This window comes from Allochromatium palmeri (assembly GCF_009720725.1).
GTDB classification, from domain to species: Bacteria; Pseudomonadota; Gammaproteobacteria; order Chromatiales; family Chromatiaceae; genus Thermochromatium; species Thermochromatium palmeri.
The window spans coordinates 45,099-61,601 of record NZ_WNKT01000001.1 but is presented as its reverse complement, the minus strand read 5'-3'; the positions used below and the strand labels follow the sequence as shown (position 1 = coordinate 61,601).

The following is a 16,503-nucleotide window of genomic DNA, read 5'->3' as shown; positions in this document are numbered from 1 at the left end:
AACAGCACATGAACGATGTACTCGAACGACTCGCCGAGGTGCTGGAGTCACGCAAGGACGCTGACCCGGACTCGTCCTATGTCGCCAAACTCTATGCCAAGGGACTCGACGCCATCCTCAAAAAAGTCGGCGAAGAGGCCACCGAGACCGTGATGGCCGCCAAGGACGGAGCGCCTGACAAGCTCGTCTATGAGATCGCCGATCTCTGGTTCCATACCCTGGTGCTGCTCGCGCAACAGGGACTGGGGCCGCGTCAGGTGCTCGACGAGCTGGATCGGCGCTTTGGTCTATCGGGACTTGCAGAGAAGGCCAGCCGTCAGGGCTGAATCCGAGCGATCCGCTCAATTCGGGGTTCGAACCATGTCTCTTACGATGCCGTCCGACGATCCGGGCGCTGAACAGCCCTTCATCTCGCACCTGGTCGAGTTGCGCGATCGCCTGATCCGCATGCTGATCGCCATCGGCGTGATGGTGCTGGTGCTGTTTCCGTTCGCCAACGATCTCTATGCCTATGTGGCCGCACCGCTGCTGGCGCAGTTGCCCGAAGGCAACACCATGATCGCCACCCAGGTGGCCTCGCCCTTTCTGACGCCGTTCAAGCTGGCGCTGATCGCGGCGATGTTCCTGTCGATGCCCTATCTGCTCTATCAGCTCTGGGCCTTCGTGGCGCCCGGTCTCTATCAGCACGAGAAACGGTTGGCGATCCCGCTGCTGATCTCCAGCATCCTCCTGTTCTATCTGGGGATGCTCTTTGCCTATTACGTCGTCTTCCCGCTGGTGTTCGCCTTCCTGTCGGGGACCACGCCAGAGGGCGTGGCGATGATGACCGATATTTCGGCCTATCTGGATTTCGTGCTGACGCTGTTCTTTGCCTTCGGCATCGCCTTCGAGATCCCGATCGCCACCATCCTGCTGGTCGCCATCGGCGTGGTGACGCCCGAGGGTCTGGCACACAAGCGGCCCTATGTGATCGTCGCGGCCTTCGTGATCGGCATGTTCCTGACTCCGCCCGACATGATCTCGCAGACGCTGCTGGCGGTGCCGATGTGGCTGCTGTTCGAACTGGGCATCCTGCTCTCCAGACTGATGCTCAAGGACCGGCGCGCCGCGGATGACACGCCCGATGGGCCGCCGGCCGGCGCGGCGCCCAAACCGCTGCCAGGCGCACCAAGCGCCGGTGACGTCGATGTCGGCCGTGAGCTGTCGCCCGGCTTCGATGATCGGGATCGCTGGCACCCCATGACCGACGCTGAGATGGAGGCCGAGCTGGATCTGATCGATGCCGAGGACGCGCTGGCCGCCAAGACGCCCACGCCCCAGACAGCGCAAGCGACCTCGCCCGCAACGGCTGAACCATCCGCCTCGCCAACGGATCCGGTCGAAGACAAGATCCGCCGCGCCAACCAGTTGCGCGATCTCGGCAGCGATTTTGCCGCGCGTCAGATGCTCTATCAGGTGCTGGAGGAAGGCGACGCAACCCAGCGTCAGGTCGCACGTAACATCTTGAGTCAACTCGACGAACACTAAGTGTGAAGAGCGTCACAAAACACGCGCAAACGACTGGATTTTTTACGCCAAGGATGGTGATATTGCTTTTGTCAATGAACCTTGTGGTATACCATCAATTCTTATTAGACGGCAAAAGATGGGTATGACCGTGGGTTCAGGCTCCCAGATTCATTACAAACAAAACAGACTCAAGCAGTTGCGTGCTTTTTGTCATGCGGCGCGTACCGGAAGCGTGAGTGCGGCCGCCGAAAAGATCTTTCTTAGCCAACCAACCGTGTCGCTTCAGATCCAGGCGCTTGAGCGCGAGTTCGGAACTGTGCTCTTCGAGCGTCGTGGACCCAAGATCAAGCTCACACCCGAAGGCGACCTGCTGTTCCAGATGGCCGAGCCGCTGGTCGAGGGCATGGACAAGCTTCATGAAGCCTTCGCCACCCAGTCCGGGCGCGTGGATCAGGGGGTGCTGAACATCGCCGCCGGCGAGTCGACTATCCTCTATATCCTGCCCGAGCCGATCCAGGCGTTCGTCGAGCAGTATCCGGGGATCGAGCTGAAGCTGCACAATGTCACCGGCCGTGACGGTCTGGCGATGCTGCGCGCGGATGAAGCCGATCTGGCGGTGGGGTCGATGCTGGAGATCCCGGACGACATCACCTATCGGCCGTTCGTGACCTATGAGCCGACCCTGATCACGCCGCTCGATCATCCGCTGGCTGAGAAGGAAAGTGTGACGCTGGAAGAGATCGCGCCCTATGGCCTGATCCTACCGCCGCGCCATCTGAGCACCTGGCGCATGGTTGATCTGGTGTTCAAGCAGCACAATCTCGGCTATCACGTCACCATGGAAGCCGGCGGTTGGGAGGTGATCAAGAAGTATGTCGAGCTGGGGCTTGGCATCTCGATCGTCACCGACGTCTGTCTCACGGGCGAGGAAAACCTGGGCCGTATCCCGATCGGGCAGTATTTTCCACGACGCAGTTACGGCATCGTGCAGCGACGTGGTAAATTCCTCTCCCCGCAGACCAAATGTTTCATCAAGACGCTCGATCGTGCCTTTGCCGATCGTCTCGTCGAACCGCCGCCGCCACCGCAGCCACAGACCGCCGGCGACACCGAATGGGAAGACGCCCTATTGGGCTGACGCGCCCCGGAAGGCTGATCCAAGCCAACGTGCACGGGTGTTGAATACGCTCGTGCCGGATGGTTGTCGATGTATCCGTTTCCACACCAAGGATGTGTATCCCGCTCGCGCGTTGGGTGGGCGGACATCGTTTGCACTCATCAACCTAGAATCACCACAACGAGACCGTCTTGCATAACATCAAGATCACCATGGACCTAACAAAACGTATCGGCCAGCGTCTGCGCTCGGCCCGGCATGAGCAAAAGCTCAGTCTTGCCGATCTTTCAGCCCGCACCGACTCCCTGTCCAAGTCGCGGATCAGCAACTACGAGCAGGGCATCCGCCGGATGGGGCTCGAAGAGGCGCATGAGTTGTCCGTGGCCCTGGGAACCGTCACGCCGACCTATCTGCTGTGCCTCGACGATCGAGGGCCGTTCTCCGATCCGGAGCTGGCGCTGATCGATCATTTCCGCCGCACTGACGATCGCGGTCGCGAGACCGTCCTGGCTGTCGCTCAGTCCCAGCCGGATCACGAGCCCGTCGTCGCCGACGAAGACGCGATGGCTGAGACGCTGGACGAATCCGAGGCCGTGTGAGCGGCTGAGGTCAGCAGATGCGCGGCAGCTGCTCGCCGGCGAGCCAGTCGAGTAGACGCTCGCCGCCGAAACGGGTCTGCATCTGGACAAAGCCGAGCGGATCCTCGACGACCTCGCCGATGATGGCGGCGTGCGCGCCCAGCGGATGGCGGCGCATGACCGCCAGCAGGGTCTCAGCCGCTTCGGCTGGACAGATCGCCACCAGCTTGCCCTCGTTGGCAACATAGACGGGGTCGAGTCCGAGCAGCTCGCAGGCGGCTGAGACCGCCTCACGCACCGGGATGTCGGTTTCGCGCACGCGCAAACCGACGCCCGACTGCTGAGCCAGTTCGTTGAGCGTGGTGGCCAGACCGCCACGGGTCGGGTCGCGCAGACAATGGATGTCGGGCACGGCGGCGATCATATCGGCAACCAGGCCATGCAGTGCGGCTGAGTCCGATTGAATCACGGTGTCGAAGCCGAGGTTCTCACGTTGCGACAGGATGGCGATGCCGTGGTCGCCGATGTGACCGTTGACCAGGATGGCATCACCCGGGCGCGCGCGATCACCCGAAATTGAGACGCCCTCTGGGACCACGCCGATCCCGGTCGTGGTGATGAAGACGCCATCCCCTTTACCACGCTCGACGACCTTGGTGTCGCCGGTCACGACGGTGACGCCCGCCTCGCGCGCCGCCTGCGCCAGACTCGCGACGATGCGCGCCAGATCGGCCAGCGGAAAGCCTTCCTCCAGAATGAAGCCAGCCGCCAGATGTAGCGGGCGCGCGCCCGACATGGCGACATCGTTGATCGTGCCATGCACGGCCAGCGATCCGATATCTCCGCCCGGAAAGAACAGCGGCGAGACCACATGCCCGTCAGTGCTCATCACCAGCCGGCCGGGCGGGACACTGAACAGCGCCTGATCGTTGCCCTGGGCCAGCCATTCGTTGTCGAGCGCCTGTCTGAACAGCTCGTCGATGAGCTGGGCCATGGCGCGTCCGCCAGCGCCGTGGCTCATGTCGACCCGCCCCTGTTCGAGATCCAGCCGGGCGGAAAAGCGTGATTTGGCTGTCATCAATGGCGTCCTGAATGTGGCGTGTGCGTTCGATGGCTCCAGTAGGCCGCGCAGGCACCCTCGGACGAGACCATGCAGGCGCCCATGGGGTTGTCGGGCGTGCAGACCGTGCCGAAGAGCTTGCACTCGGTCGGCTCCTTGAGACCGCGCAGGATGGCCGGGCATTCGCAACCCTTGATCTCATGGCTCGCTTCGATCCTGACCGGAAAGCGGCGCTCGGCGTCCAGGTCGGCATAGTCCTCGCCGAGCGCCAGCGCGCTCTCGGGCAGGAAGCCGAGTCCACGCCACTCGAAACTCGGACGGGTGACGAAGACGCGCGCCATGAGTTCGAGCGCCCGAGCATTGCCGTGCTCATCGACGGCGCGGCTGTACTGGTTTTCGACCTCACAGCGACCGGTATTGATCTGACGCACCAGCATCAGCGCCGACTGCATGACGTCGAGCGGCTCGAAGCCGGCGATCACCACGGGCACGCCGAACTCACGCGGCACGAAGGCGTAGGGCTGAGTGCCGATGACCGTACTGACATGCGATGGCCCCAGGATACCGTCGAGTTGCACGCCCTCGGGTCCAGCGGTCGCGAGGATGGCGCGCAGAGCGGGCGGTGTGAGAACGTGATTGCAGAGGATGGACAAATTCTTCAGCCCTTCGGCGCGTGCCTGGAGGATGGCGACCGCCGTGGGCGGGGTGGTGGTCTCGAAGCCGATGGCCAGAAAGACGACCTGACGCTCGGGTTCAGTGCGTGCAATCCGCAGCACATCCTGGGTCGAGTAGATCATCCGCACGTCGGCGCCGGCGGCCTTGGCCTTGAGCAGCGTCTGACGCCCGCTCGCCGGCACCCGCATCAGGTCGCCATAGGTGCAGAGCGTGACGCCATGTTCGCGCGTCATGGCGATGGCCTGATCGAGCCGCGCCATCGGCAGCACGCACACCGGACAGCCCGGACCATGGACGAAGCGCAGATTGGGAGGCATCAGCTGCTGGACGCCATAGCGGAAGATAGCGTGCGTGTGTCCGCCGCAGAACTCCATCAGACGGTAGTCGCGCCCAGGATCGACCTCGGCGGCGATGGCGGCGGCCAGTTGACGCGCGAGCTGCTGGTCGCGGAATTCGTCGACGTATTTCATGCCGGTCTGGCGGCGTCAGCCACGCCGGATTCCTCGTCGAGCAGGCGCGCCATCTCGGCCATGAGCCGCAGTGTCTCCTGGGCTTCTTCTTCGCTGATGCGGTTGAGCGCATAGCCGACGTGGACCAGGACATAGTCGCCGACCTCCGCCTCCGGAACCAGCGCGATGGAAACCTCGCGCGAGACCCCGCCCAGATCGACGATCGCGGTATCGATAGCGGGGTCGATGCGGGTGACATGGGTGACACGGGCCGGGATGGCGAGACACATGATGGACTCCTGGAACACTGTGGACCTTGAACCAGAGCATTGGACTACGATCCAGGCGCCGACTCAACTGGATTAGGTACAAACGGACAATGGACCGGTCGCGACTGAGGCAATGCGCTCTGCTCATCGCATCCGACGACAAGTCGATTCTTGCTCGGAAATCGCCTTGAGCTCACAAGCCCGCGCATTTTTCTTGGCGCCCTTCGCACCTTTGCGGTTCAATCCACGCTTTTTGCCCGGAACGACAACACCATGCTGACTCCCGAACAACTCACCGCGCTGCGCCGCGATATCCAGTTCTCGACCCAACTCGGCGGCCGTACCCTCGAATTGCGTAGCACCTGGGGGCTGTTCTCGCCGCGTGAAATCGACGAGGGGACGCGCTTGCTGCTCGACTATCTGCACATCGAGCCAAGCGATGACTGTCTGGATCTCGGCTGCGGCTATGGTCCGATCGGTCTGACCCTGGCCGCGCTGGCTCCCCAAGGGCGCACGCTCCTGGTCGACAAGGACTTCGTCGCTGTCGACTATGCCAACCGCAATGCCCGTCTCAACCGGCTCGATAACGCCGAAGCGCGTCTGAGCAATGGTTTCGACCACGTCGAACCCGAGCGGCGCTTCGACCTGATTGCGAGCAACGTCCCGGCCAAGGTCGGCAAGGAACTGCTGGCGATCCTGCTGCATGACGCGCACGCACGGCTAAATCCCGGCGGTCGGCTCTATCTGGTCACCATCAACGGACTGCGCCAGTATATGAAGCGCAATCTCACCGAGGTTTTCGGCAACTACGACAAGCTCAAGCAGGGCGCGCACTACACCGTGGCTCTGGCACGACGCGATTGAGCCAGGGACGTCGTGTTGGGACTGAATCCGTGGATGCGAGGACTCGCGTGGACGTCGGTCAAACTGGCGTGGCGGACTAAAAAATGGCCGCAACGACAGGGTGTGTAACCGTCGTGCGGCCCAAGGGCTTGCTGCTCAGTGCCACCCCACCCTGGGGATCGTGCGTTGGATGGTTTTGAAGTATTTCATCATACACTAATTTATATGGCCGTCCGCGTTCGATGCGGACCGCCGGCACCCGAGCCGTCACAAGAGTTGACGACCCGGACCGGCATGCCTACATTCGGCGCATCGTTCAACCTGTCGATGGAGCACTCACCCATGCTGCAAACCGGCGATCGCGCCCCCGATTTCGCCCTGCCCAACGCCGACATGGAGCCGGTGAGTCTAGAATCGCTCAGAGGGCGACGTCACGGCGTCATTTATTTCTATCCCAAGGACGACACGCCCGGTTGCACCCTGGAGGCACTCGAATTCACGGATCTGCAAGCCGAGTTCGAGGCCGCCGAGACCGAGATCCTCGGCATCAGCCGCGACAGCTGCACCAGTCACGGCGCCTTCCGCGACAAGTACGGACTCGCCATCCATCTGCTCTCCGACAGCGACGGCGAGGTGTGCGAAGCCTATGGCGTCTGGCGCGAGAAGGAAGCGCACGGCGAGAAACGGCTCGGCATCCTGCGTTCAACCTTCATCATCGACAAATCAGGCGTCGTCCGGCATGTGCTCTATGACGTCAAACCCAAGGGCCACGCCGCCCAGGTGCTCGACCTGGTGCGCGCGCTCTGATCCCGGATGTCCCCGAGCCGCGCGCCAGGCGTCAAGCTACGCGCCTATATTCTGCTGTTTCTACTGATCTTCGGCCTGATGCCGCTGATCCTGGCCGCGCTCATCAACCTGCCGCTGGTGCTCGATCGCACCGCGCTCTTCTATCAGCGCGCCTACTTGCAGAATCTGCGCGCCGACTTCCGCGATCTCGATCAGCATCTGGCCAGCCGTCACGAGATGATCCGCTTTCTGGCCAAGCTCCCCGAGCCGGGGCTGATCCTGGGGGTGCGCGGCGACTCGGATCAGATCGACCTGGCGCGGGCGCGCTATACCGCCTGGATCAACCAGATCCTGGCCGATCAGCGCGACGTGATCCAGATCCTGTTCGTCGATGCCGAGGCGCAGGAACGCTTCTGGCTGGTGCGCGATGCCCGCACGCAGGAATGGCACCCAACCGCCCAGCCACCTCAGATCCCGAATCGTCAGTTCCTGGCGGCGGGTCTGGAAAGCCCGCCCGGTGCGGTCATGGTCAGCCGCATCCGGGTCGATGCGCAGGCCGGAGTCGATGACCCGCGCCAGCTCATGACGCTCAACCTCGTCAGTCAGATCGGCAATGACGGCGCTGATCCTGAGCCGGGCGTGGTGGTGCTGACCATCGATGTCGGCGGACTGGCCCAGACCTATCGCGACACACTCTGGGTCAATCATGACGGCAGCTATCTGCGTCCCGGTCAGCCGGCCAGTGGCCAGCCCGAAGCCTTCGAGACCTTTCCGGGACTGGCGGCGATCTTCGCTGAGGGCAAGCTGGCGCTCTGGAAGGGCGGTCAGGGGCGCCAGATGCTGTGGCTGCCGATGTTTCTGACCGAGGATGGATTTCCGCTCTGGGTCGGGCGCGTCGTCGATCCCTCGCCGCTGGATGCGTTTCGCAACGAGCTGATCGTGCGCGTGTTGACCATCATCGCCGTGCTGGTGCTGGTGGTCATGGTACTGGCGCGCTGGATCGCGGCGCGCGTCGAACACTTCGGTCACGAGCTGCTCGGGGGTATCCGGCGCATCCTGCACGATGGTCAGCCGCTGCGTTTCAGTTGGGCCGGACCCCGCGAGCTACGCGAACTCGGCGAGCAACTGACCGCGCTCGCCGAGACCCAGGCCGAGCATCTGCGCGCCGCGCGCGCCCATACGCGCGAGCTGGAGCAGTCCAATCGCTACAAGTCGCAGTTCCTGGCCAATGTCAGCCATGAGCTGCGCACCCCCCTGAACTCGATCTTGCTGCTGTCGAAGATGCTCGGCGCCGAGAGCAGCGGACTGAACCCGGCCCAGCGCCGTCAGGCGCAGGTCATCAATGAGGCCGGGCGCGATCTGCGTGCCATGATCGACAACATCCTCGACATCTCGCGGATCGAGGCCGGGCGGCTGGGTCTGAGTCTCGATTCGGTGGAATTGCGGCCCATGCTCGAAGATCTGATCGAGCTCTTCAGCCCGCAGCTCGTCGACAAGCCGGTCGAGCTGAGTCTGCGACTGGAACTCGGCACGCCCGAACAGCTCCAGACCGATCGCGACAAGCTGCGCCAGATCCTCAAGAACTTTCTCGCCAATGCCATCAAGTTCACTGAGCGCGGCGAGGTCCGACTCGAGGTCGGCACCCGCACCGAGTCGGACCGCCCGCTGGTGCTGAGCGTGATCGACACCGGCATCGGGATCGCACGCGACAAGCAGGAGATCATCTTCGAAGCCTTCCAGCAGGCCGATGGCTCGACGCGGCGCCGCTATGGCGGCACCGGACTGGGACTGGCCATCAGCCGCGAACTGGCGACCCTGCTTGGCGGAGTGATCGAGGTGGAGAGCACGCCTGGAGTCGGTTCGCGTTTCTCGCTGCTGTTGCCGCTGTCACCTGAAGGCGCGGCGCTGGAGCGCGCGCCCGAGCCGATGTCGACGCGGGCCTCCGAGCCGCTCGACGATGTCGACGAAGCGCCATCGAGCCTGGATGTGACCGCTGAATCCGCGTCCGATCCAGGTGCGCCCTGGGTGCTCGTCATCGAGCGCGATGTCAAGACGCTGGTTCGGCTCACATCGGATCTGTCGCGCCGCTGTCTGCGGGTCCAGACCGCCGCGGATCTCGACGAGGCGCTGGAGACCCTGCGCGAGGAGGGCGAGGGCTGTGCCCTGTTGCTGCTGGCCGCTCAGGTGTCGACCGAAATGACCTGTGATACGATCCGAACCCTTCTGGCCGAGACTCAGGAGCCACATCCAGCGGTGGCGATCCTGGGGTCTGCGGACATGGACCCTGGCTTGCAGACCTGTCTGGGTGTCGGCGCTGTCGCGCTGCTCGCCAAGCCGGTCGACCCGGACGCGCTGACCGCGCTCCTGGTTCAGGTCATGGGCCGAGCCGTGTCCGAGACCCCTGACCGGACGGGCGAGGCGCCTGGCCAGACGTCCGCCAGTCGTCACGCAACGGAGCGGACATGACGCGCTACGCCGACTTCAAACTTCTGATCGTCGACGATCACGCTCACAACCTCTTCACGCTGCGCACGCTCATCGAGCGCCATCTGGATGTCAGTATCCTGGAGGCCAGTTCGGGTCAGGACGCGATCAATCTGACCCATGCGCACCCCAACATCGATCTGATCATCCTCGATGTGCAGATGCCCGAGATGGACGGTTTCCAGACCGCTTCGCTGCTGAAACTGCGCAAGCGTACCCGTGACATTCCGATCATCTTTCTGACCGCCGCCTTCAAGTCCGAGGAATTCCAGCGGCGGGGGTTTGCGGTCGGCGCGGCGGATTATCTGCTCAAGCCGATCGAGGACACTCAGCTCATCAACAAGATCAGCACCTATTTCCGGCTGATCGAGAAGGAGCGTGAACTCAACCGCACCCTGGAGCTCAAGGTCGCCGAGCGCACGCGCGAACTGGCCGAGGCGCGTCAATATCTGGAGAACATCCTCACCCACATGGGCGAGGCGCTGCTGGTGCTGGAACCGGACGGGCGGATCAAGTTGACCAATCCCGCCGCGCGACACCTGCTGGGCTACAGCGACGAGGATCTGCTCGGCATGTCGATCGGGGATGTCTTCGAAGAAGAGGGTGACGAGCAGGCCGGTGCCTTCATGGGCACCTGGCTGGAAGCACTGATCCGTACCGGGGCACTCAGCCGGATCGAGGCGCGTTTCATCGCCCGCGACGGGCGGCGGGTGCCGATCCTGTTTTCGCGTACCGCCGTTAAAGACACCGAGGGCCGGATCAGCGATATCATCTGTATTGCCAAGGACATGACCGGTTATGCCCGGATCGAGTCGGATTGAAGTCATTTGCCGAAACCCCGTCGCGCCGAAACCATCAATGCGCAGTGGACGCGGTTTTCAACGAGGATGTCGAGGATGAACGAGTCGAGCACCCCTGAATTTCCCGAAGAGGACGAAGACACCACATTGACCGCCAACGCCCTCAAGGCGATGGCCCATCCATTACGCTGGAAGATCCTCTGTTCGCTCGGTAAGAGCGAGCTGTCGGTCGGCGAGATCGTCGAGCGCACCGGCACCTCGCAGAGCAACATCTCGCAGCATCTCGAACAGCTCAGGAACAAGAACATCGTGGTCGCGCGCAAGGAGGCCAACCGGATCTATTACCGCATCCGCAACACCCAGCTGCTCGACCTCATCGGCATCATGCGCGAAGTGCTCTGTCCGGCCAACCTCGACGATCGTGCGCCTCGCTGAGGATCGGGAATCCTCAAGTGCCGTGCTTCTCGACCAGCATGCGATCGACCTCGCGCATGACCTGGAGGCTCGCCTCCTCACTGGCGCGCATGGCCTGAAGGATGGCATCCTGGAGTTCGGGCTGCGCTTCCCAGCCGCTGCCCAACAGCGGTAGCAGCCGATGCACGTTCTCATGCACGCGCGCATGCGGGGCTTCCAGGCTGGCATAGGCGCGGGTCTCGCCGAAGTGGTCGCGTCCGTTCGTGTCGTACCAGCGCCCCAGACGACACCCATGGTGATCGACACGGACTGCCTCGACATGCTCGCTCTCGCGTCCATCGGTGACAATTGCCATGTAGGCGCGCTGTTTGTAGATCATGTGATCGACTTTCACGAGCGTACCGAAGCCCTTGTCACGGGCGCTCATCGCGTGTGTCCGGGTCTCGCGCGCCGACTGCGCGAACTGGGCGAAGCGTTCTTCCATCTCGCCGATGACCGCGCTCGATTGACCGGCCATCTCACGCATGGTGTCTGAGTCCTCCAGCATACGCTCGCTCTCGCCGCGGAGCTCACCCATGACCTGACCGATGGACTCAGAGGCGCGTCGGCTGCTCTCGGCGAGCTTGCGCACCTCGTCGGCCACGACCGCAAAGCCGCGTCCGGCTTCGCCGGCGCGCGCGGCCTCGATCGCGGCGTTGAGCGCCAGCAGATTAGTCTGGTTGGCAATCGCCGTGATCAGCTGCACGGCGGCCGTGACCTGCTGGCTTTGCGCGTTGAGTCGTGCCACGGCATCAGCGACATGATTGATGCGCTCGGCGATGGCGTGCAGATAGGCAACGACCTGACCGACGGTGGCCTGACCATCTTCGGCTTCGTGGGCGGTGGTCGTGGCCAGATCCAGCACCGCCTGCATCTCCTGGTTGACGCTGACCAGATCCTGCCGGCCGGAGGCGAGGTTGGGCAGGAGGTTGGTGCTGTTGAGCATTTGAATACGTTCGAGCAGTCGGTAGCGTCCATGCGTGCGTTGCTGCTCGGCGCATTCGGTGCGCAGTCGCCGGCACTGTTCCAGTGCCTGCCCGAAGTCGCCCGACCAGTCCTGGTCGAGCTGTTGGCGCAGCGTTTCGAGACCCGTCGCGTTCTGGCCGGTCGGTGCCTGGAAGTAAACCTCCAGACGATCCAGGAGGTCGTTGACGCCCCAGCAGAGCCGGGCGATTTCGTCCTCGCACTCAAGATGGGTGATACGTTGTACGAACTGGCCGCGACCGGCCTGCTCGATCACCTGGGTCAGGCGCGGCAGGGGAGAGAGACTGCGTCGCAGCGAACGCTGACCCCAGATGGCGAGTCCGAAGCTCGGTAGCGCGAGCAGGGCCGTCCAGGGGACGAGCGCGGGAGCGAGCCAGACGAGTACCGGAGCGATCAAGGTCAGACCCGCGAGCGACCAGAGCAGCCATGAGATCCTCGATTGCAGGGGCGAGTGCGTCATGGAGTCAAGTCCTGTGCGAGAAGGGTCTTGGACGGAATCGAGGCGCCTGTCTGCACCAGACCAGGCCGCTCGGCGGGCCGAGACCAAGGGTCGATCATGCTACGATGGATGTCCCGAGCCGACAAGCCTTGTCCGGCGCGGGTCGACGCCAGTCCGCGACCGGCCCTCACGGTATCCGCCCGCTTGAAGACACCGCTGATTTACGATTTCGACTATCGTCCCGAGGCAACCCTGTGGATGGAGCGGCTGCTCGCCTGGCCCTGGCCGGTCTGGCTCGACAGCGGTCGTCCATTCAGCGAGCAGGGGCGCTTCGATATTCTCACGGCCGATCCGGTCGCGACACTGGTCACGCGCGGCATCGACAGCGAGTGGCGCACCACTGGGCCTGTGTTTCGCTCATGCGCCGATCCGCTCGATCTGCTGGCGGCGGGTCTGGGACCGCCTCGGGCGAGCGTCCCTGGACTGCCCTTCGTGGGCGGGGCCATCGGTTATTTCGGCTATGATCTGGCGCGGCGTTTCATGCCGCTGCCGAGTCTGGCGCACGACGCCGAGCAGCTCCCCGAACTGGCCATCGGGATCTATGACTGGGCCTTGATCCTGGATCACGCTGAACGGCGCGCGCATCTGGTCGGCTGGGATGCGGCGCGACTCGACGCCTGGGCGGCGCGGCTGTCGGCACCCGTGAAGCGCACGGCGCGCGAATCGTTCAGGACGCTGGGTCCGGTTGCCTCCAATCTGACGCGCGCGCGTTATCTCGACGCGGTCGCACGCATCCAGGATTATCTGTTCGCGGGCGACAGCTATCAGGTCAATCTCGCCCAGCGCTTCGCCGCCCCGGCCGGGGGCGATCCCTGGACCGCCTACCAACGTCTGCGTGCACTCAATGCCGCGCCCTTCGGCGCCTATCTGCGCCTGCCGGAGGCCCATATTCTGTCCTCCTCACCCGAGCGTTTCCTGTCTGTCCGCGACGGAGTGGTTGAAACCCGTCCCATCAAGGGTACCCGCCCGCGTTCGCCGGATCCGGCCGAGGAGGCACGTCTGGTCGAATCACTGCGTCTGAGTACCAAGGATCGCGCCGAGAATCTCATGATCGTCGATCTGCTGCGGAACGATCTGGGCCGGGTGTGCGCGACTGGGAGCATCCAGGTGCCGGCCCTGTTCGAGATCGAGACCTTCGCCCGTGTGCATCATCTGGTCAGTACGGTCACAGGGCGGCTGGCCGACGGCCGCACGGCGCTCGATCTGCTGCGCGCGGCCTTCCCCGGCGGTTCGATCACGGGCGCACCCAAACGTCGCGCCATGGAGATCATCGAGGAACTCGAACCGCACCGGCGCGGTGTCTACTGCGGCGCCATCGGTTATCTGGGCTTCGACGGCGCCATGGACACCAACATCGCCATCCGCACCCTGATTCACTCAGAGGGCGTCGTGCGCTTCTGGGCCGGCGGCGGCATCGTGGCCGACTCCGACCCTGAATCCGAGTATCGCGAGACCTACGACAAGGCCGCCCCCTTGCTCGATCTGCTGCAATCGACCGACAATCCGGCCTGAGCCTCGATCCAATTACAGCGGCTATCTCAAAACGAGGCCATCATCCACCAGGGGGACACGCGATCATGTCTACGGACACGCAACGGCCGGCGCATCGCTGGCGCTTCAGTCGGCTCGGCGGTTTCGATCAGGTCATGATCGATTCAGGCGAGGACATCCGCCATCTGCCCGACCTCGATCCCAAGCTCTGGGCGGCCCTGAGCTGCCCGACCCAGGGGCTGGAGTTCGACGCGCACACCCTGGCCCTGCTCGATACCAATGGCGACGGACGCATCCGGATCGGCGAGATCCAGGAGGCGGTGCGCTGGACCTGCCGGCGACTCAAGGATCCGGGCGATCTGTTCAAGCACGAGGCGGGGCTGCCGCTGGATGCCATCGACGAGAGCACCGACGAAGGGCGTCTGCTCATGGCCTCGGCCTGGCGCATCCTCGACAACCTGGGGCGCACTGAGTCGACCGTCATCACGGCAGAGGAGACGGCGAACACCACGCAGATCTTCGCCGGCACCCGCTTCAACGGCGATGGCGTGGTGCAGCCGGGCGCGGCGCGCGACGAGTCTGTCGCTGCGGCGATCGCTGACATCATCCGCTGTGTCGGCTCGGTGACGGATCGCGGCGGCGCGGAGGGTCTGGATCAGGCGCTCTGTGACCGTTTCTTCGCCGAGGCGATCGAGTATCTCGACTGGTGGGCGGAGGCGGAAGCCGATCCAGCCAACATCCTGCCGCTTGGCGAGGCGACCGAGTCGGCAGCCGAGGTCTTCGAGTCGGTCAAAATCAAGATCGACGACTATTTCACCCGCGCCCGACTTGCCGACTACGATCAGCGCGCCGCCGAGCGGCTCAATCCGACCGAGAGCGATTACGCCGCCCTGGCCAGTCTCACGCTGTCGCTGGAGACCGAGGATCTGGCCGGCTTTCCGCTAGCGCGGGTCGAGCCGGGGCGTCCGCTGCCGTTGCGTCAGTTGCTAAATCCGCGCTGGGCCGGCGTGCTGGAACAGTTTCGGGTGCAGGTGGTGGTGCCGCTGCTCGGCGACATCGACAGCCTGAGCGAGGTCCAATGGCTGGATCTGAGCGCGCGTTTTGCCGCCCATTCGGCCTGGCACGCGCGCCAACGCGGGGCACTGGCGGCACCGCTGGGCGCGTCGCGGGTCCGGGCGCTGGTCGATGGCCCGTTCTTCAAGGAGGCCATCGCCTCCCTGATCGAGCAGGATCTGGAACTGGCCGGGGTGTCGGATGCCATCGAGTCCGTCGACCGGCTGGTGCACTACTATCAGCATCTGGAACCACTGCTCCAGAATTTCATTGCACTGCGCGACTTCTATACCCCTGGGCGCAAGGCGATCTTCCAGGCCGGCACGCTCTATCTGGACGGGCGGGCGGGCGAACTCTGCGTGCGCGTCGAGGATCCGGCCAAGCATGCCGCGCTGGCCAATCTCAGTCAGATCTATCTGGCCTATTGCGAATGCCGACGGCGCGGCGGGACCGAGACCCTGACCATCGCGGCGGCCTTCACCAATGGCGACTCGGACAATCTCATGGTCGGGCGCAATGGTGTCTTCTATGACCGGCACGGTGATGACTGGGACGCAACCATCATCAAGGTCATCGAGCATCCGATCAGCGCCTATCAAGCCTTCTGGTCGCCCTACAAGCGTCTCGGGCGGATGATCTCGCAACAGATCGAGAAGTTCGCCAGTGCGCGCGATAAAGCGGTCGATGCCAGCGCCGAGCAGGGCGTGACGGGGCTGTCGACCCGCGCCCAGGATCACTCCAGCAGTGCGGCTCCGGCAACGCCGGCACCCTTCGATATCGCCAAATTCGCTGGTATCTTCGCCGCTGTCGGTCTGGCGGTCGGCGCCATCGGCACGGCGCTGGCGGCGGCCCTGACCGGTCTGCTGTCGCTGAGCTGGTGGCAGATCCCGCTGGCGCTGTTCGGTCTGCTGCTGGCCATCTCGGGGCCGTCGGTGCTGCTGGCGCATCTCAAGCTGCGTCAGCGCAATCTGGCCCCGCTGCTGGATGCCAACGGCTGGGCGGTCAATGCTCAGGCCCGGATCAGCCTTCCATTCGGCGCCACCCTCACCAGCATAGCCAGGCTGCCTAAGGGCGCAGTACGCTCGCTGCGCGATCCTTTCGCCGAAAAGAATTTTCCCTGGAAGACCGCGCTGGTGCTCGTCGTTCTGATCGCTGGGCTGGCCCTGGCCTGGCGCGAGGGTTATCTGGACACCTGGATCGCACGCTGGATGCCGCAACAGGCCGTCGAGACGCCGGTAGAAACCTCGGCGGCGACCTTGCCTGAATCAGCGGAGACGATCAAAACCGCACCCGATGCGACGCCTGAGTCAGCCGCGGCCGAGCCGGTTTCCGAAAAGCCCGAGACACCCGAACGGTCCGAGCCTGTCGAACCGGCAACTGATCCGGTCGATTCGACGCCGGCACCGGACGCACCGACCGCTGAAGCGGCGGATTGATCGCACATGAAACGAGA

General features: G+C 64.0%; 15 protein-coding genes. 11 read left to right on the top strand and 4 right to left on the bottom strand.

The genetic code is table 11. The features are described 5' to 3' along the window. Positions 1-8 precede the first annotated feature (8 nt). From GJ668_RS00285 to GJ668_RS00270, 4 genes are all read left to right on the top strand, one after another. Entirely contained in the window at positions 9-326 is a 318-nt protein-coding gene (locus GJ668_RS00285) for a phosphoribosyl-ATP diphosphatase (protein ID WP_155448113.1), read from the top strand. 34 nt (positions 327-360) lie between these two features. Then, the gene (gene tatC / locus GJ668_RS00280) at positions 361-1,527 is read left to right on the top strand and encodes a twin-arginine translocase subunit TatC (RefSeq protein ID WP_186342796.1); all 1,167 of its coding nucleotides are present in this window, start codon (positions 361-363) and stop codon (positions 1,525-1,527) included. 124 nt (positions 1,528-1,651) lie between these two features. Continuing rightward, on the top strand, positions 1,652-2,647 hold the full coding sequence (locus GJ668_RS00275) for a LysR family transcriptional regulator (RefSeq protein ID WP_155448307.1): 996 nt from the start codon (positions 1,652-1,654) through the stop codon (positions 2,645-2,647). A gap of 191 nt (positions 2,648-2,838) precedes the next feature. After that, the gene (locus GJ668_RS00270; protein WP_155448112.1) at positions 2,839-3,225 is read left to right on the top strand and encodes a helix-turn-helix domain-containing protein; all 387 of its coding nucleotides are present in this window, start codon (positions 2,839-2,841) and stop codon (positions 3,223-3,225) included. 10 nt (positions 3,226-3,235) lie between these two features. Here the strand turns inward: GJ668_RS00270 and hypE are convergent, their stop codons facing one another. The 3 genes from hypE to GJ668_RS00255 are packed head-to-tail and all read right to left on the bottom strand — an operon-like array spanning position 3,236 to position 5,678. Further along, a complete protein-coding gene (gene hypE, locus GJ668_RS00265; RefSeq protein WP_155448111.1) occupies positions 3,236-4,282 on the bottom strand; it encodes a hydrogenase expression/formation protein HypE in 1,047 nt (348 codons plus the stop codon). Further along, positions 4,282-5,409, bottom strand: coding sequence for a hydrogenase formation protein HypD (gene hypD, locus GJ668_RS00260; protein WP_155448110.1), 1,128 nt, complete (start codon positions 5,407-5,409; stop codon positions 4,282-4,284). The genes hypE and hypD overlap by 1 nt, the downstream gene beginning before the upstream one ends. Beyond that, on the bottom strand, positions 5,406-5,678 hold the full coding sequence (locus tag GJ668_RS00255; protein ID WP_155448109.1) for a HypC/HybG/HupF family hydrogenase formation chaperone: 273 nt from the start codon (positions 5,676-5,678) through the stop codon (positions 5,406-5,408). The genes hypD and GJ668_RS00255 overlap by 4 nt, the downstream gene beginning before the upstream one ends. A gap of 252 nt (positions 5,679-5,930) precedes the next feature. Here GJ668_RS00255 and GJ668_RS00250 point away from each other — a divergent pair, with 252 nt between their 5' ends. From GJ668_RS00250 to GJ668_RS00230, 5 genes are all read left to right on the top strand, one after another. Then, the gene (locus tag GJ668_RS00250; protein WP_155448108.1) at positions 5,931-6,521 is read left to right on the top strand and encodes a class I SAM-dependent methyltransferase; all 591 of its coding nucleotides are present in this window, start codon (positions 5,931-5,933) and stop codon (positions 6,519-6,521) included. 321 nt (positions 6,522-6,842) lie between these two features. After that, positions 6,843-7,307 (top strand): peroxiredoxin, encoded by a 465-nt coding sequence (locus GJ668_RS00245; RefSeq protein WP_155448306.1) that lies wholly within the window; start codon positions 6,843-6,845, stop codon positions 7,305-7,307. A gap of 6 nt (positions 7,308-7,313) precedes the next feature. Beyond that, entirely contained in the window at positions 7,314-9,752 is a 2,439-nt protein-coding gene (locus GJ668_RS00240) for an ATP-binding response regulator (protein ID WP_155448107.1), read from the top strand. Then, complete coding sequence (locus GJ668_RS00235; protein ID WP_155448106.1) at positions 9,749-10,591, top strand: ATP-binding response regulator; 843 nt, start codon at positions 9,749-9,751, stop codon at positions 10,589-10,591. The genes GJ668_RS00240 and GJ668_RS00235 overlap by 4 nt, the downstream gene beginning before the upstream one ends. Before the next feature lie 75 nt (positions 10,592-10,666). After that, the gene (locus GJ668_RS00230; protein WP_155448105.1) at positions 10,667-11,005 is read left to right on the top strand and encodes an ArsR/SmtB family transcription factor; all 339 of its coding nucleotides are present in this window, start codon (positions 10,667-10,669) and stop codon (positions 11,003-11,005) included. Between the two features lie 13 nt (positions 11,006-11,018). On the opposite strand, the gene GJ668_RS00225 is transcribed toward GJ668_RS00230, so the two are convergent. Beyond that, the gene (locus GJ668_RS00225; protein WP_155448104.1) at positions 11,019-12,467 is read right to left on the bottom strand and encodes a methyl-accepting chemotaxis protein; all 1,449 of its coding nucleotides are present in this window, start codon (positions 12,465-12,467) and stop codon (positions 11,019-11,021) included. Positions 12,468-12,704: 237 nt separating this feature from the next. Here GJ668_RS00225 and pabB point away from each other — a divergent pair, with 237 nt between their 5' ends. Together pabB and GJ668_RS00215 are read left to right on the top strand one after the other, a co-directional pair. Then, complete coding sequence (gene pabB, locus GJ668_RS00220; protein WP_155448305.1) at positions 12,705-14,018, top strand: aminodeoxychorismate synthase component I; 1,314 nt, start codon at positions 12,705-12,707, stop codon at positions 14,016-14,018. Positions 14,019-14,083: 65 nt separating this feature from the next. Then, complete coding sequence (locus GJ668_RS00215) at positions 14,084-16,486, top strand: hypothetical protein (protein ID WP_222930732.1); 2,403 nt, start codon at positions 14,084-14,086, stop codon at positions 16,484-16,486. The last annotated feature ends 17 nt before the right edge of the window (positions 16,487-16,503 follow it).

What these genes read in the sequence shown, in the direction of transcription:
- GJ668_RS00285 (WP_155448113.1), top strand. Translation starts at nt 9, where the DNA reads ATGAACGATGTACTCGAACGACTCGCCGAGGTGCTGGAGTCACGCAAG.
- tatC (WP_186342796.1), top strand. Translation starts at nt 361, where the DNA reads ATGTCTCTTACGATGCCGTCCGACGATCCGGGCGCTGAACAGCCCTTC.
- GJ668_RS00275 (WP_155448307.1), top strand. Translation starts at nt 1,652, where the DNA reads ATGACCGTGGGTTCAGGCTCCCAGATTCATTACAAACAAAACAGACTC.
- GJ668_RS00270 (WP_155448112.1), top strand. Translation starts at nt 2,839, where the DNA reads ATGGACCTAACAAAACGTATCGGCCAGCGTCTGCGCTCGGCCCGGCAT.
- hypE (WP_155448111.1), bottom strand. Translation starts at nt 4,282, where the DNA reads ATGACAGCCAAATCACGCTTTTCCGCCCGGCTGGATCTCGAACAGGGG.
- hypD (WP_155448110.1), bottom strand. Translation starts at nt 5,409, where the DNA reads ATGAAATACGTCGACGAATTCCGCGACCAGCAGCTCGCGCGTCAACTG.
- GJ668_RS00255 (WP_155448109.1), bottom strand. Translation starts at nt 5,678, where the DNA reads ATGTGTCTCGCCATCCCGGCCCGTGTCACCCATGTCACCCGCATCGAC.
- GJ668_RS00250 (WP_155448108.1), top strand. Translation starts at nt 5,931, where the DNA reads ATGCTGACTCCCGAACAACTCACCGCGCTGCGCCGCGATATCCAGTTC.
- GJ668_RS00245 (WP_155448306.1), top strand. Translation starts at nt 6,843, where the DNA reads ATGCTGCAAACCGGCGATCGCGCCCCCGATTTCGCCCTGCCCAACGCC.
- GJ668_RS00240 (WP_155448107.1), top strand. Translation starts at nt 7,314, where the DNA reads ATGTCCCCGAGCCGCGCGCCAGGCGTCAAGCTACGCGCCTATATTCTG.
- GJ668_RS00235 (WP_155448106.1), top strand. Translation starts at nt 9,749, where the DNA reads ATGACGCGCTACGCCGACTTCAAACTTCTGATCGTCGACGATCACGCT.
- GJ668_RS00230 (WP_155448105.1), top strand. Translation starts at nt 10,667, where the DNA reads ATGAACGAGTCGAGCACCCCTGAATTTCCCGAAGAGGACGAAGACACC.
- GJ668_RS00225 (WP_155448104.1), bottom strand. Translation starts at nt 12,467, where the DNA reads ATGACGCACTCGCCCCTGCAATCGAGGATCTCATGGCTGCTCTGGTCG.
- pabB (WP_155448305.1), top strand. Translation starts at nt 12,705, where the DNA reads ATGGAGCGGCTGCTCGCCTGGCCCTGGCCGGTCTGGCTCGACAGCGGT.
- GJ668_RS00215 (WP_222930732.1), top strand. Translation starts at nt 14,084, where the DNA reads ATGTCTACGGACACGCAACGGCCGGCGCATCGCTGGCGCTTCAGTCGG.